This is a genomic window from Evansella clarkii, assembly GCF_002019695.1.
Taxonomy (GTDB): Bacteria; Bacillota; Bacilli; order Bacillales; family Salisediminibacteriaceae; genus Evansella; species Evansella clarkii.
The window spans coordinates 3,266,061-3,281,774 of record NZ_KV917376.1 but is presented as its reverse complement, the minus strand read 5'-3'; the positions used below and the strand labels follow the sequence as shown (position 1 = coordinate 3,281,774).

Genomic DNA, 15,714 nt, shown 5'->3' with positions numbered 1-15,714 from the left:
AGAAACATCGACTGCTTTACTAATCCTCATCAGCGTTTCAGTTATTTGAGGAAATTATACCGGGCGAGGAAGATAATGTCAACATTAATAAGGAGCAGGCTCCATAGCCTGCTCCTTATTTTTTTACTGAGTTATAAACATTTGCGTCCAGTGGTGGCCATTTTCGTCATACCCTACCCCAATATGAGTAAAGTTCCCGTTAAGTATGTTCCCACGGTGACCCTCACTGTTCATCCACGATTCCACCACCTGCTCCGGCGTCTGCTGCCCCTGAGCGATATTTTCCGCTGCCGCATTAAATTCCACATCATGGTCGCGGATCATATCGAATGGCGACCCATATGTTGGACTTGTATGGGAAAAATAATTGTTTTCCTGCATGTCATTGGATTTCGTCCTTGCCACATTGCTTAACTGCCCGTGTGCCTCAAGCTCTGACAATCCATTGTTGCGGCGCTGTTCATTTGTTAATTCAATAACACGCTGTTCCGCCTGGCTTATTCCGCCGCTTGGCTGTTCCTGCTGTTGCTCCTGCTGTTCCTGTTGTCGTTCCTGTTGATCCTGATCGGTCACAGGTGCACCTTGCTGCTGATCCGGAGCAGCTGTATCCTGCTGTTGTCCCGGCTGCTGCTGTTCACCTGCATCTCCGCCGGCTCCTCCTTCGCCTCCCTGGCCTCCGCCGATTCCCTGTCGGATACGGTTCATAAGACCCTGGCGTTGTTCAGCATTAGCTCCGCCTTGCTCTCCACCTCCATAACGCTTGCCGTCATCTCCCTTGACTACCTGGAAGTCAAATTTAGCTTCCTGGATTTGCACAGCTTTCGTATGTGGATACTTACTGCTTGGTGTGTCGGTACTTTCAGCAGAAATGTTGTTCGTGTAGTGGCGGAGATTATTGTCATCACCCATCTCAAACCGGTTAATCTCACCCTCGTTAGGATACTGGTTGTTGTTATAGGTATAACCATAATGTCTTGCATTTTCCTCATCAGTTGCTGTATTGCAAGCAGCTGCAAGGAATAATAATACAAAACATATATATAACATAAAACCTTTTTTATTCAATACATTCACTTCCCTTCTTAGCTTAGATTTTCTTTTCAACTTTATTTTTTCTAATTTTTCCTTATGTATAGGTGGGAAAATAGAGTAAATCTGGGTAAGCCTGAAAAAGAAAACGCCAGGCGTTTATATGCCCGGCATGTTACTAAATATTTTGTACACTATTTCTACACATCCCAACGATTTAAGCAGGCTTTAGGAACCAGGTTTCGCTACTCCTTATTTCACCAATGAAATCACCAACATTTATGCTATTAACGGAATAAGGATCCGCAGCAACCCCCTGAAGCACCCTTTTTCCCCATTTAACGGAATGTAGATCCGCTTCCACTGTGTTGCTTTTTTGAATCTCGATAGTCCTTAAATGTAAAAAGCAGGGACCGCTTACGTCCCTGCTCAACTATAAAACCTTTAATTTATTTCATAACAGCTTCCGTTTTACTATTACGAATCGTTGCCTGTGCTGCTGCAAGCCTTGCGAGCGGCACACGGTATGGAGAACAACTCACATAATCAAGCCCGGCATTATAACAGAATTCAATGGATGATTTCTCACCGCCATGCTCCCCGCAAATTCCCGTTTTCAGTTCAGACCTTGCTGTTCTGCCGAGTTTCACTCCCGTTTCAACTAACTTTCCTACACCGTTCTGGTCAAGCACCGCGAAAGGATTTTCAGGCAGGACTTTATTTTCAATATACGCCTGAAGAAACTTGCCTTCTGCATCATCACGGCTGTATCCGAAAGTAGTTTGTGTTAAATCGTTTGTACCGAAGGAAAAGAAATCTGCTTCCACCGCAATTTCGTCAGCTGTGAGAGCAGCCCGGGGTACTTCAATCATCGTGCCGACAGTGTAATCCACTTGTGTGCCAGTTTCATCAGCGATCTGTTCAGCTGTGTTTACAACAAGCTTTCTCATTTCTTTTAGCTCATTTACATGGCCTACAAGAGGAATCATTATCTCAGGAATGACTTTCATCCCTTTGTTTACCAGTTTTGCAGCCGCATAAAAAATAGCTTTGACCTGCATCTCATAAATCTCCGGGTGAATCATTCCGAGTCTGCAGCCACGGTGGCCAAGCATTGGATTAAATTCATCAAGCTGGCGTACTTTTCTGAGCAGCTGCTCTTTCTCCTTTAATTCAGGAGAATCAGGGTAAGTTAACTGTAACTTCGTTATGTCAACTAACAGTTCTTCCTTGTCCGGCATGAATTCGTGAAGCGGCGGGTCCAGAAGCCTGACTGTAACAGGGCGGTCTTCCATTGCTTCGAAAATTCCTTCAAAGTCTTCCTGCTGCATTGGAAGAAGCTGTTCCAGTGCTTCAAGTCTTTCTTCTAAAGTATCAGAAAGGATCATCCGCTGAACAACTGGAACCCGTGATGCATCCATAAACATATGTTCCGTCCGGCAGAGGCCGATTCCTTCCGCTCCAAATTCCACTGCTTTTCTTGAGTCCTGAGGATTGTCGGCGTTTGTACGGACTTTCAATTTCCGCTCATCATCTGCCCATGACAAAAGAGTCCGGAAGTCATCGGATAGTTCCGGTTCTATCATAGGAATTTCCCCCAGCATGATTTCACCTGTAGAACCGTCAATTGTAATGATTTCTCCGTAGTTTACGACTGTATCTCCTGCAGAAAACTGCTTATTTTTCAAATCAATCTTCAGAGCTTCACATCCGCAAATACACGCCTTGCCCATCCCTCTTGCTACCACTGCAGCATGAGAAGTCATCCCGCCACGGCTTGTTACAACCGCCTGAGCGGAAATGATTCCGTGAATATCGTCGGGTGTGGTTTCAGGCCGAACGAGTATAACCTTTCTTCCGTCGCCTGTAAGTCTTTCCGCTTCATCCGCGTCAAATACGACCTGCCCTGTAGCAGCACCAGGTGAAGCCGGCAGTCCTTTAGCAATATGGTTCCGAACAAACGAATCATCAATGCGGCGATGCAGCAGCTGATCAAGCTGTTCCGGGTCAATACGAAGGAGCGCTTCCTGTTTTTCAATTACTTCATCGTTTACCAGCTCCACAGCTATACGAATAGCAGCTTCCGCTGTCCGTTTTCCTGTTCTTGTCTGCAAGATGAATAACTGGCCCCGTTCCACTGTAAACTCAATATCCTGCATATCTTTGTAATGGTTTTCCAGATGATTGCATGTCTCGACAAATTGATCATAAACGTCCGGCATCTCATCTTTCAACGTACTGATTGGCTGTGGAGTCCGGATGCCGGCAACAACATCCTCCCCCTGAGCGTTGATTAAGTATTCCCCATAGAGCTTCTTTTCGCCAGTGGAGGGGTTTCTTGTAAAGGCCACACCAGTCCCTGAATCATTGCCCATGTTTCCGAACACCATACTCTGAATGTTAACAGCTGTTCCTAAGTGGTCCGGAATTTTGTTGAGTCGTCTGTAAACAACAGCTCTCTGATTATGCCAGGAATCAAAAACTGCCTGGATCGATAAAAGCAGCTGTTCCTTAGGGTCCTGGGGAAAAGCCTTACGTGTATGTTTTTTTACAATTTTTTTATATTCTCCGATTACTTCTTTCCAGTCTTCTGCTGTTAATTCAGGGTCGGTAGTGTACCCTTTTTCTTCCCTTGTTTCCTCGAGCAGCTGCTCAAAATAGAAAACATCAACTCCCAGCACCACATCGCTGAACATCTGGATAAATCTGCGGTAAGAGTCATAAGCAAATCTCGGATTTTCAGTAAGCTTCGCCAAACCTTCCACTGTTTCGTCGGTCATTCCCAGATTCAAAACAGTATCCATCATTCCAGGCATGGAAAATACTGCTCCGGAACGTACAGAAACGAGCAGGGGATTTGATGTATCACCAAGCCTTTTGCCAGTTTGCTCCTCCAGTCTGGCTAAAGCTTCGTAAATTTCAAATCTCAGTTCCGGCGAAACGCTTTTGCCAGCTTCGTAATAAGCATTACATGCTGTTGTGGAAATGGTAAAACCATAAGGGACTGGTAAACCAATCCTTGTCATCTCAGCAAGGTTAGCCCCTTTACCTCCTAATAACTCTTTCATCTTACTGTTGCCTTCATTGAAAAGGTATACAAATTTATCCACTAAACAGAGCTCCTCTCCATTTTAAAGTTTTCTAATATAAGATTAGCTGTTTCTTCCACAGCTTTATTAGAGACATCAATTACAGGGCAGCCAACCCGTTTCATTATTTTATCTGCATGCTCTAGTTCCTCGAGAATTCTGTCCAGGCGGGCATAAGAAGACTCCGCTGTCAGGCCGAGGGCTTTCAGCCGTTCTTTCCTGATTTCATTCAGCTTATCCGGTGAAATGATCAGGCCGACACATTTTTTTCTCGGTACCTCATACAACTCTTCCGGCGGAGCAACTTCAGGAACGAGGGGGACATTGGCTACCTTAAAACGATGATGTGCCAGATACATAGATAAAGGTGTTTTTGATGTGCGGGAAACACCAATCAGGACGATATCCGCTTTTTTTATTCCTCTTGGATCCCGGCCGTCATCATATTTAACTGCAAATTCAATCGCCTCTATTTTGCGAAAATAGGCATCGTCAAGCTTTCGTACCATTCCCGGCTCATTTTTAGGCTTCTTTTGAAATTTATCAGAAAGAGCATTCAAAAGAGGACTCATTAAATCAACAGAGGTAATATCTTCCTCTTTTGCACGTCGATCCAGATAATCTTTTAACTCAGGAATTACAAGTGTGTATGCAATGATAGAATTCATATACTTTGCTTCCTGAATAACATCTTCAATATCTTCCGCTTCTTCCACATAGGAATGGCGCCGGATATCCATGGTTCCGCCGCTAAACTGGCTTACTGCAGCCTGCACAACAAACTGGGCAGTTTCCCCCACGGAATCCGAGACTACAAAAACTGTTTCTTTCCTCTCCATGTTCTCCACCTGCTTTCTTATCTGGAGTAGTTATCCATAAGTTCATAATAGGCTTTGGCAATAGTGGTTTTTGTGATAGTTCCTGTTAATTCAGCAAAAAATGGCTTCTCAGATTTTACAGCGATAACGGGTAGAGAATCGATTTCATGCTCTACCAGTTTTTTCGCAGCTTCCAGTAAAGTTTCCTGGTCTTCCGTAACAACTAAGTTAGGCATTCGTGCCATCACCACACTTACAGGAAGACTTTCCAGATTCGTATTATTTATGGAAGCCATTAGCAAGTCCTTTTTCGATAAAGCTCCGGTTAATCCACCATCACTGTTAACCACATACAGGCAGCTGGTTCTCTCCAGACAAAGCTGAACAACTGCATCGTATAAAGAGGAAGTTTCAGGCACTGCAACAGGCCTTCCTTTGAAATCTTTTACCAGCTGTGCTTCAAACAACGAGGCTTTTTTCTTATTCTTAGAATTTAGTACATAACCGACACGTGGTTTTCCTTCCATTAACCCGCTCATAGATAAAACCGCCAGATCCGGCCTTAATGTCGCCCTGGTGACAGAAAGCTTTTCAGCAAGCTGTTCACCAGTGACCGGCTGATCGGTGGTTAAAAAAGATAAGATTCTTTCCTGTCGTTCAGTCAGTTTGATCATAAACCCCACCTCCCGTGTGACCGAATTAATAAGTCATACTTTTTAAAATTAGTATATCACATTTAACAAAAAAGTGAACATATTGTTTTTAAATATACTTATAAAACTAATATATTATTTAAAAATAACACTAAAAACATTACCCTCATATCTGTTATAGTCATTTAATTCACCTGTTATATTCTTTATACAGGTCGCCTCATTCGTGTCCTCCGCAGAAGGACACGACAAGTTAGCGCCTGTGGGTAAAGGGTTAAAAACTGTGGATAAGTGTTTTTCGGTGGCTGGAGCCTCTGCTTGTTGTTGATAAGTTGATAATCTGACCTTTTATAAGGGGAGGTTATGAATGGGGATTTATTCGTATATATATTAGTGTGGCATAATTATAGGTTCGCGTTACCGATGTTAGAAGAGAAAAAGAATTAAAAAGGAAGTTTACATAATAAAATTACAGTTAGCCTCTGTTGCAAATTAAAATACATAAAGGCTGGGGTTTTTCCCAGCCTCTAATTATTTCGCCAGTTTAGCTGCAGCCTCTGCGACAAGTTTGCCATACTGCCGGGCAAGTTCCATTTCGGAGTTGTTCGGCTCATTCATCGGAGCTTCAGGTGATGACTCCACAGGAATTACTGACGTGGCACCATAGGGATTGCCATAATTCACTCGATCTTCATTCAGAGGGCCAGTATTTGATACAAGAATCATACCATGGTGCTGCATTGGTGTTTGCAATGCACGGCACACATTTTCCACTCCCCCATGCTGGGACGATGCAGTGGCAAACACCCCGCCAGCTTTACCTTGAAGGCCCCCGCTCACCCACAAACCGCCCAGTTTAGAAAAGAAAGTAGCCATCTTCGGATTAGGCTCTCCAAAATAACCTGAGGAACCCCAAATTATTCCTGCAGCGTCTCTTAATTCTTCCGGGTCCGTATCTTCAACTGACTTTAGAATCCCCTCAACTCCTTCTGCCTGATTAACTCCTTCTGTTACAGCATTAGCCAGAATTTCAGTATGACCGTACATACTTGCGTGCAAAATATAAACTTTCATCTTAATCCTCCTGTTCATATGAGGTTTAACAAATATATTTTGTACGGTTCACAAGTTATTATTCCTGCTAACGCCCATCCCTCCATATAAACGCAAATGAAAAAACACGCCCTGCAAATGAATGGGCGTGATTATTTAACAGTTATTCGGTTAGGCTCATCCTGAACGTTCAGCCCCCTAAATCAGTAATAATTGAGTTCCAGTTTTTATACCAGGATTGATAACTGCCGTGAATCTCTGTTGTGTTTTTTCCGTCAAGAGAATAAAAAACACCGTCAAGAGGTTCCTCAGCTGCAGGAAAGGATGTACCGCCAATAATGTCCCCATCGTATAAATAAACCGTGACCTGTGTACTGTCAAGATAATACGGCTGGCGACCGTAAAAGTACCGGTCAAGGGGGTGATTCCTTACGAGAAACTCCTCAGTGACAAGGGTTTTTCCCACAAAAGACTCAGGGCTCACTCTCTGTACAGACCAGACATATTCCCCATGGACTGTTTTCAGGTTCTCAAGTGTTACTTCATATGTATTATCCCCTTCATATGATACAATCTCATACCCATGTTCCTCTAAGTAGCCTTTCACTTGCTCTGCGGTTTCACTTAATTCTTCCCTTCCTGTACAGCCAGAAAGTAATAATATAATCAATAATCCGAGAGAAGCTGCCTTCATCATCTCACCCCCTATTATGATAGACGAATCAAAACAGTTAAAGTTTCAAATAATTCTATTTTTTGTATAAAAAAGACGCCAGAAAGATTTCTCTTCCTGGCGTCTGATTTTAATATTAATGCGGCCTTACCTTAGTGCAAAATAAAATATTGCAAAAAGTAAAGCTGGTATAAAAGCTATAATATAAAAACTTGTCAGTAATGTAATCCGGTTTCTCGTTTTTTTCTGATAAGATTCATCGTGAGGGTTGATCCCCACCATTATAGTAATTATTAGAGCTATAACGCATATTAGAGCCGCGAAGATAAGATAAGGTGTGATATTCATAATATAAAGCCTCCATTTAACTATAAAAAAAGAAGAAGACCACCCGCTTCTCATTAACCTTATCCTATCATAAAATTTCACACCATGCCGGAAAGCATGCTTCGATACCCGAGCCTCCCCAAGATGCAGCGAGACTTTTACCATTAAATCTGTAAGGCAGGCTTCAGAGGAACCTGCCTGGCCATTTTTCTCGTCTTATCTTGCGGTTTTCAGTTCCTTACGGTTTTTAAGTTCCTCAATAATATAAACCATTTCCGTTTTCACATCTGAGGCTCTTTCAAACTCATATGCATTTCTCGCAATCTTTAATTCTGATACTAATAAATTATACTGTTTTTTTAGTTCTTCCGTCGTTTTCTCAGACAGGTGCAGCATTTCCTTTACATCGGGATGGACTTTATACATATGAGCACTCCTTACATAATGGATTTTTCATATTTTTTTACAGGAGAAATCATTATTACCCTGAGTCCGTATACTACTAGTTATGTATATGCCCTACGGATCAAAAAGATTAAATGATTCTGCTAAAAACACTTGCTGATGAACAGGAAAAATTATGATAATTTATAATATGTAGATAAATATACCAAAAATTTTGACAAAAGAAAATGCTATTCGGAAAAAAATCGCAATTTCACATAATTTTGTCGAATTTTTTTATATCTCTTTTAGATTACAAAAACCGGGGAATCCCCGGTCTTATTTAAAATATATAGTTTGCCGGAGCACGAAATAATCCATACTCCCTCGGCCTTTTCCAGGAGATCGTTTTATCTTTATTATGCATGGGATGTTACAGGTAATGTGAAAAACCTCGGCAAAAATGTGTTTATGTTCTTAACAAACAACACATCATTTTCTGCCTGCTTTACTCTGCTGCTCGGTTTCATGTCTGGAAAATCCGGTGTGAAATGAAATATTATTTCCCTGATATTTTCGCAAGGTATATTACCGATGACTTCGTGGAAAAGCATTTTTCTGGTACAGATAACATCGTAAATATGAAGCTTTTCCCCTTCAATCTTGTATATGAGCACCGCATTTTCCTGGCTGGAATAATACATACTGTCCCTGAATGTATGGAGGCAATGGAACAGCAGAATTCCTTTCGCTTGTTCTACATCGATTTTTCTGGATAATAAGGCTTTCTTTTCATAGAGCCTTCCGATCATTTCCATGTCTTCCCTGGACCTGGGATCAAGCTTCCGAAGAGGTGAGGCCGAATTACTAACGTCCAGCCTGAGTGAATAACTGTTCTCCCTTACCATATTAAAACCAAATTTCGGATAAAAAGTAAGTACTGATTCATTTGCAAACAAATAAATTATGTCTGCTATACTCTCATACTTCTCTAAAACTTTGTTAAGAAGAGTTGCAGCAAGGCCTTTGTTCCTGAATTCAGGAGCTGTCATTACGGTGCCTATTTGAACAGCACTGATTTTCTGTCCTTCCATAACTATATCAAGTTTGCTGGCTGAAACGTTCGCTGCTATTTCACCGCGGTCAAAAAAGGAATAGCAGACATAAGAATCATCCCAAAACCCCTTCTCATACCATTCTTCAAAATTTATCCCAAAAACTTTCAGAGCAAGATCTGAAAAGCTGCGGCGGTATGTATCTGTTTCTTTGTAGTCAGAAAGAAACCTGAGCTCTTCCATTATGTTCTCTCCTCAGCTAAGCCTTTTTTATTTTAATAAATTATTACTGGAGCAATACCGCTTTATGGAAAAATTATAATGACTTTTTGCAAAAATGGAAAGTACTTTTTTGTGTAAAATCACCGAATTTTCTACTTTATTACTGAGTATTTTTGTTTCCTTTAACTTAGCAGCATATGAAGCTTAGTGTTACGAAACTTTTATCTGTTATGGTACTATAATGTGTAACAGATAATAGTAAATATTTTTACAGAAAGGGGATGTGGATTACGAAACAAAATAGAATCTTTACATTCCTGGGTGTCTTATGCTATTTAACAGCTGTATTTTATTTAATGGAACAGTTTTTTCCGAGTTACATCCTGCTTTTTACATATAGCACCATTGCAGCTGTTCTTTTCGCAGCAGCATTTTTCTTTATTTCAAACGTAAGCAGAATAGTAGTATCTGTCCTGCTTATTGTAGGGACAATCTGTTTTTATCTGGAAGGAGTTCCACTAAGTATCGCCATGCTTGGGTTTGGGGAAAATACGAATCTATTATCTTTATTTCTGTTAATACCTCTGATCGGTACGTTTATGTCGACAGGCGGTTACCTTTCTGCCTTAAAGGAAAAAGTTCAGGAAATGGAACAGAAAGGCGGCCGTCACCCTTACCGGCTGAGTTATATGCTTACTGCATCAATGGGAATTATTCTGAACTATGGATCAATGGCTATCGTAAAGCGAATGGCCGAGGAAAGTTTCACAGCATACAGGGATAAACGGCTCAGCCTGAATATAATGAGAGCTTTTGGCTTTTGTATGCTTTGGTCCCCTTACTTTGTAAACGTCGGGTTAGTACTTGTCATGTTTGATCTTTCCTGGTTTGATATTGGGCTATATGTCATAATTCTTGCCGTTATTTATCTCGTAATATCATACTTTTTGTTTGCGCAAATTAAATTTCCGGAAGACCCAGTCGTTAGTAACAAAGGCAGAGAAAAAGGAAAAAAACTTAGTCAGTCACTTACTCCGCTGTACATGTTCAGTATTACATTAATTGCTCTTTCATTTCTGCTCGATTTCCTGCTGCCGGTAAATATGCTCACTGTTGTATCATTGCTTGCCCTTGTATTCCCTTTTATATGGGCAGCTGCGTCCCGGCTTTTGAGATACTATATATACGATGTTGCGGAACAAGTCCAGAATTCTTTTTTGAAAATCAAAAACGAACTTGCTGTTTTTATAAGTGCCGGTTTCTTTGGAATGGCTCTGTCCTATACAGAAGCGGGAACTGTCATTTCCGGGTGGTTGTTCCAGGCTTCGTTCGGCTCTGTTTACTTATTAAGCATGTTTATCGTCACTGTGGCAATCGCACTGGCGCAAATCGGTATACATCCTGTAATTATAATAATTGGCATCGGAAGTTCATTAAGCCCTGAAAAATTCGGCGTGAGTCCGGAGTATATGGCGATCGTTCTCCTTCTGGCCTGGACCGCCGCAACACAAATGTCCCCTTTTTCGGGGCAGGTGCTAATGACTTCCAGACTGATGAACCAGCCACCGACTGCTATCATCAGGCAGAACTACAAGTTCGCCATACTGTCAGCAGCTTTACTTACTACTACCCTGTATTTCTTCAGGCTGGCGGGGTGGATATAAAGAAAACTCGCCGATTGCTAGCCTTAAGGCGAAGACAGAGGCGTAGTTGCATTTATACTATAATCCTAAAAATTTTATCAGCGTCGAGACGGCGACGTTGCTAAAATTTTATACTTTCTTATAGTATAAAAAAGAAGGACTGTCAGCCTGCCGCTGGCGGTCCTTCACTGTTATCCATAGATCCGTTCATATACTTCATCATTGAATTCCTCAGGTTTTCCATCATAGACCAGATTACCTTTATTCAAACCGATAATACGCGTGGCAAATTTTTTAGCGAGCTGCACATCGTGTACATTAATAATAGAAATGAGCTCTTTTTCATCATGAATTGTACGAAGTATATTAAAAATACTTTGAGCCGTACTTGGGTCAAGGCTTGCAACAGGCTCGTCCCCCAGAAGGATCTCCGGTTCCTGGACCATTGCTCTCGCAATAGCGACTCTCTGTTTCTGGCCTCCACTAAGCTGCTCTACTTTCCTGTTTGCAAAGGGCAGCAGCTCTACTTCCTGTAAATATTGCTCTGCTGCTTTTTTCTCCTCAGCAGAGAAAATCCCCAGCAAATTTTCGTATACCTTCTTCCTGCCAAAAATTCCAGTAAGCACATTCTGTTTCACAGTTAGCCGGGGAATGAGGTGGAAGTGCTGAAAAATCATACCTATATTAGTCCTTAAAAGGCGCTGCTCTTTTTTGTTCAGGGTCTGCAGATGCTTCCCAAGTATATTTATCGTCCCTTTTGTTAATGGCTGCAATCCGTTAAGTGTCCGGATGAAAGTTGACTTGCCAGAGCCGCTCCTGCCTAAAACACAGACAAATTCTCCTTTTTCAAAGGACAGATTTATCTTTTTCAGTGCATCATCAGGCACACCCGGATATCTTACTGTGATGTCTTGTAAATGGATCATAAGTGAAGCCTCCTAGATAATTCTCTTCCGGACAAAAGAACCGAACATGTCCACGATAATGACGAGCACCATAATCAAGACGATTGATACAGCCATTCCCTGATAATAAAAGCTCTGGTACTGATTAAATATTTGCTGTCCGAGGCCTCCCCCGCCAACAAAACCAAGAATTAGGGATGTCCTGATCGCTACTTCGAACCGGTAAAAATAATTAGACAGAACATTAGGCCAGATTTGTGGAATAATCGCAAAAAGACTGCCAATTCCATGGGTTGCTCCCACTGATTTCATCGCTTCCTGAGGCCCGCGGTCTGAAGCCTCAATCAGTTCGGAAATTAGCTTTCCAAGCACCCCTATATTATGAAGAAGTATTGCCAGCACCGCCGCAAAAGGGCCAAGACCAATTACCACGACAAACAATAAACCGAATACAATTTCCGGCACTGAACGAAGCCCTGACAGAGAAAAACGGCTAAAATAATAAATAAAATTATTTCTGCTCGTATTATTCGCAGCTGCAAAACTAAGAGGGATCGCGGCAAGAAGGGCAAAGAAAGTCCCCAGAAAGGCTATTCCTAATGTTATCAGGCTTTCCCGGATAAGCAGCGGAAGTATTGCCCAGTCAGGGGGAAGAAATCTTGTTTCGATGAACGAAATCATATTAGAGAAATTTGCAAACTTCTCCAGTTCAAAGCCGGTGATATCCATGCTCCACCATGTAAGTGCAATCAATATAACTATGTAAATTAAACTTTTCTTATTAAACCAGGTCAAACTTCTGCCTCCTTTCTGCCGCCTGCCGTTTTATTATAAAGCAGTAATTTGTTAAAGTGTTCTTAAAACAGAAAAGAAATGGGCGGGCATTCCCTGACCCATTCCTCAACCGTTCTTTCCATTCTTTCATTATAATTAACAATCCACCTTAGTCTTCCAGTGTTTCAGGGTCGAGCATGTTAAATTCTCTGGCTGCTTCCAGAACATCTTCGTACTGGCTGTCATCAGCTTCAACAAAGGCGCTGGCTCCTCCAAAAATACGAAGAATTTCCGGATCATCAATATTTATGAACGCTTCCTGTACTTCCGTAATCAGCTCGTCGCTCATATCATGAGGAACTACCCAAGGGTATTGGTACAGCTGTTCCGACTGCCAGATTACTTTTATCTGGTCATCATCCACCGCACCTTCTTCCACCAGGGAATTGTAAATAGCACTGTCAATAGCGCCGATGTCCACTGTCTGGTCTTCCACAACTCTTGCAGTTACATCATGGGATCCAGTGTAGCGAACAGAAGCAAATTCATGATTATTCTCATCTTCAAATACGCCTCGGTTAACGAGCTCTGTCCCAGGGATTAAAGAACCAGAGGTGGAAGAAATGCTCGCAAAGGCAAAATCAATTTCTCCAGGGCCCGGGTTTTCGAGTGCTTCATCTAATGTGTCCCACGGCTGGTCCACATGGGAAATCATATAGGAATAATAATATGGCTCTCCATCTATCTCCTGAGTAAGTATTGCCTGTGCCCCGCTCTGTTCGTGGGCGATTAAGTACGTAAGGGGCCCAAGAAAAGCTAATTCTATATGGCTGTAATTAATTGCTTCCACTACAGCATTGTAATTTGGATAATGTTCCACTTCTACTGCCATATCCAGTGCTTCTGTAAGGGTTTCCTGTAAGTTATCAAGTCCTGTCTGCATTTCGCCGATAGACTGTGAAGGAATTACTGCTACACGGAACACTTCACTGTCCACTGCCGGATCATTTTCAGTTTCATCAACATTATCGTTATTAGCAGTTGTATTATTGTTATCTTCGTTATTCGTCAGATTGTCATTGTTTTCAGGTGTTTCGTTTTCTCCTCCACACCCAGCAAGGAGCACTCCAGCTGCTAACATTATTGTGCCCGTAAGTTTAAATCTTTTCATTTTATTTTTCATCCTTTCGACCCTCTTAAATGATAGCAATCAAACCTTGTGTAACCTTATAGGAAAAATATGATAAACTGATTGCTTAACTCAGTCATTATATCACTATACTGCATAGAAATCTCAAAATTACTCTTCCCATTCCTTTAATTATGTAAACGATTTACAGTATCCCTCTTTTACTAAAGCCTGAAACCTGTCTTTAATCCTGCAGGGTTCTTAAAAATAAGGAAACTGTATAAAACCTGTAATTACAAAAAAACAGCCTGAGGAAGGTCTATTCCCCAGGCTGTTCTCCGTTATTAATATGGATCTGATGGATGGCTTAGCTCTTGGGCTTTTTCAACAGCTTCATCCTGCTTGTCTTCCATACTGACGCCGCCTTTTTCCAGCCCTTCTCTCACTCGCCGTCCGTACTCTTCATCGGCTTGTGTAAAGTTATCAACCATTTTATCCTGTATTTCTTTGCGGCAGTCAGACAAATTGTCTACGAGGTTTTTAATTAATTCATCCTTTTCCCAATCAGCAAGCCTTCTGTACGTTTCCCCCGCCTGCCCGAAATTGTTCTCACGGGAGATTGCCTTCCTTGTCAGCTTGCCTTCCACATACGGTTCATGTGGCTGATGTTCTCTTTTAGCTTCTTGCAGACCGCCAATTGAAGAAGGTTCATAATTAATGTGCTTATCTTCTCCCTCCCCAAAGTTGGTCCGGTAATCCATTTGTCCACCTTCCTGGTTGGTGGCTACTCCTTTTCTCGGCCTGTTAATCGGCAGCTGAAGGTAGTTTGCCCCAACACGGTAGCGCTGAGTATCTGAGTAGGAGAACGTTCTTCCCTGAAGCATCTTATCATCGGAAAAATCAAGGCCATCGACCAGCACACCTGTACCGAAAGCAGCTTGTTCCACTTCCGCAAAATAATTCTCAGGGTTTTTATTAAGAACCATTTTACCAACCTTCTGCCATGGATAATCCTCTTTATACCACAGCTTTGTCGAATCAAGAGGATCAAAATCAAGCTCCGGGTGCTCTCCGTCTTCCATTATCTGCACATAAAGCTCCCATTCAGGGTAGTCTCCTTTTTCGATGGCTTCATATAAATCCACTGTAGCATGGTTAAAATCTTTGGAAACGATTTGATCCGCTTCCTTCTGAGTCAGATTGCGAATTCCCTGTACAGGTTCCCAGTGGTATTTTACGAGTACTGCTTTCCCTTCCTCATTAACCCATTTATATGCATGAACCCCTGAACCCTGCATCTGCCGGTAATTTGCAGGGATCCCCCATGGAGATAAGACGAAGGTAACCATATGAGTGGTTTCCGGCGAATTGCAGCAAAAATCAAAGAAACGCTCCATATTCTGAACGTTAGTCACTGGGTCTGGCCTGAAAGCATGAATCATATCAGGAAATTTCAATGGATCTCTGATAAAAAATATCTTCAGATTGTTACCAACTAAGTCCCAGTTCCCGTCTTCAGTATAGAACTTCACCGCAAAACCACGTGGATCCCGTAAGGTTTCAGGAGAATGGTTTCCATGCACTACGGTCGAAAAGCGTACAAAAACCGGTGTTTGAGCTTCCGTATTTGTAAATACTTTCGCCCTTGTATACTTGGAAATCGGCTCGTCTCCAACTTTGCCGTACGACTGGAAATATCCATGTGCACCTGCACCTCTTGCGTGCACAATACGCTCCGGTACCTTCTCCCTGTCGAAATGGGTGATTTTCTCGAGAAAATCGTAATTTTCAAGGGTAGTAGGCCCTCTGTTTCCAACTGTCCTTACGTTTTGGTTGTCTTTTACTAAGTGTCCCTGCCGGTTAGTCAGTGTTTCTTCATCATTATGGCTGGCCTGGTTAGCCTGATCTTCTTTATGTGGTCTTTTTTCCATTATGTACACTCCTTTCATGTCTTCCAAAC

The 15,714-nt window shown here is 42.0% G+C and carries 13 protein-coding genes and 1 other annotated feature (1 of these 14 cut by a window edge); of the genes, 1 reads left to right on the top strand and 12 read right to left on the bottom strand.

Going from position 1 to position 15,714, the window contains the following annotated elements; genetic code table 11:
• Positions 1 to 42 (bottom strand) — a binding site (T-box leader) (it extends 165 nt beyond the left edge of the window).
• Positions 43 to 123: 81 nt separating this feature from the next.
• The 8 genes from BK582_RS15190 to BK582_RS15150 form a co-directional block, all read right to left on the bottom strand.
• The gene (locus tag BK582_RS15190; RefSeq protein ID WP_244895396.1) at positions 124 to 1,104 is read right to left on the bottom strand and encodes a CAP domain-containing protein; all 981 of its coding nucleotides are present in this window, start codon (positions 1,102 to 1,104) and stop codon (positions 124 to 126) included.
• Positions 1,105 to 1,478: 374 nt separating this feature from the next.
• Complete coding sequence (gene ppdK, locus BK582_RS15185; protein WP_078595849.1) at positions 1,479 to 4,139, bottom strand: pyruvate, phosphate dikinase; 2,661 nt, start codon at positions 4,137 to 4,139, stop codon at positions 1,479 to 1,481.
• Positions 4,139 to 4,957, bottom strand: coding sequence for a pyruvate, water dikinase regulatory protein (locus BK582_RS15180; protein ID WP_078595848.1), 819 nt, complete (start codon positions 4,955 to 4,957; stop codon positions 4,139 to 4,141). The genes ppdK and BK582_RS15180 overlap by 1 nt, the downstream gene beginning before the upstream one ends.
• A 17-nt stretch (positions 4,958 to 4,974) precedes the next feature.
• Entirely contained in the window at positions 4,975 to 5,610 is a 636-nt protein-coding gene (locus tag BK582_RS15175) for a CBS domain-containing protein (protein WP_078595847.1), read from the bottom strand.
• 510 nt (positions 5,611 to 6,120) lie between these two features.
• Positions 6,121 to 6,663 carry a flavodoxin domain-containing protein gene (locus BK582_RS15170; RefSeq protein WP_167553138.1) on the bottom strand — a complete coding sequence of 181 codons (543 nt, stop codon included), beginning with the start codon at positions 6,661 to 6,663 and terminating at the stop codon, positions 6,121 to 6,123.
• A gap of 169 nt (positions 6,664 to 6,832) precedes the next feature.
• Complete coding sequence (locus BK582_RS15165) at positions 6,833 to 7,339, bottom strand: hypothetical protein (RefSeq protein ID WP_134163568.1); 507 nt, start codon at positions 7,337 to 7,339, stop codon at positions 6,833 to 6,835.
• 519 nt (positions 7,340 to 7,858) lie between these two features.
• The gene (locus tag BK582_RS15155; protein WP_078595843.1) at positions 7,859 to 8,068 is read right to left on the bottom strand and encodes a hypothetical protein; all 210 of its coding nucleotides are present in this window, start codon (positions 8,066 to 8,068) and stop codon (positions 7,859 to 7,861) included.
• Positions 8,069 to 8,445: 377 nt separating this feature from the next.
• Positions 8,446 to 9,324, bottom strand: coding sequence for a GNAT family N-acetyltransferase (locus BK582_RS15150; protein ID WP_078595842.1), 879 nt, complete (start codon positions 9,322 to 9,324; stop codon positions 8,446 to 8,448).
• 335 nt (positions 9,325 to 9,659) lie between these two features.
• On the opposite strand from BK582_RS15150, the gene BK582_RS15145 reads away from it, so the two are divergent.
• On the top strand, positions 9,660 to 10,967 hold the full coding sequence (locus BK582_RS15145; protein WP_244895395.1) for a hypothetical protein: 1,308 nt from the start codon (positions 9,660 to 9,662) through the stop codon (positions 10,965 to 10,967).
• A 170-nt stretch (positions 10,968 to 11,137) separates the two neighbouring features.
• Here the strand turns inward: BK582_RS15145 and phnC are convergent, their stop codons facing one another.
• The 4 genes from phnC to BK582_RS15125 all read right to left on the bottom strand — a co-directional run bounded on the left by phnC (position 11,138) and on the right by BK582_RS15125 (position 15,685).
• Entirely contained in the window at positions 11,138 to 11,872 is a 735-nt protein-coding gene (gene phnC, locus BK582_RS15140) for a phosphonate ABC transporter ATP-binding protein (RefSeq protein ID WP_078595840.1), read from the bottom strand.
• A 12-nt stretch (positions 11,873 to 11,884) separates the two neighbouring features.
• Complete coding sequence (gene phnE, locus BK582_RS15135; RefSeq protein WP_078595839.1) at positions 11,885 to 12,646, bottom strand: phosphonate ABC transporter, permease protein PhnE; 762 nt, start codon at positions 12,644 to 12,646, stop codon at positions 11,885 to 11,887.
• Between the two features lie 148 nt (positions 12,647 to 12,794).
• Positions 12,795 to 13,796: a phosphate/phosphite/phosphonate ABC transporter substrate-binding protein gene (gene phnD, locus BK582_RS15130; protein ID WP_078598049.1), complete on the bottom strand. Its 1,002-nt coding sequence runs from the start codon at positions 13,794 to 13,796 to the stop codon at positions 12,795 to 12,797.
• A 302-nt stretch (positions 13,797 to 14,098) separates the two neighbouring features.
• Positions 14,099 to 15,685 (bottom strand): catalase, encoded by a 1,587-nt coding sequence (locus BK582_RS15125; RefSeq protein WP_078595838.1) that lies wholly within the window; start codon positions 15,683 to 15,685, stop codon positions 14,099 to 14,101.
• Between the last annotated feature and the right edge of the window lie 29 nt (positions 15,686 to 15,714).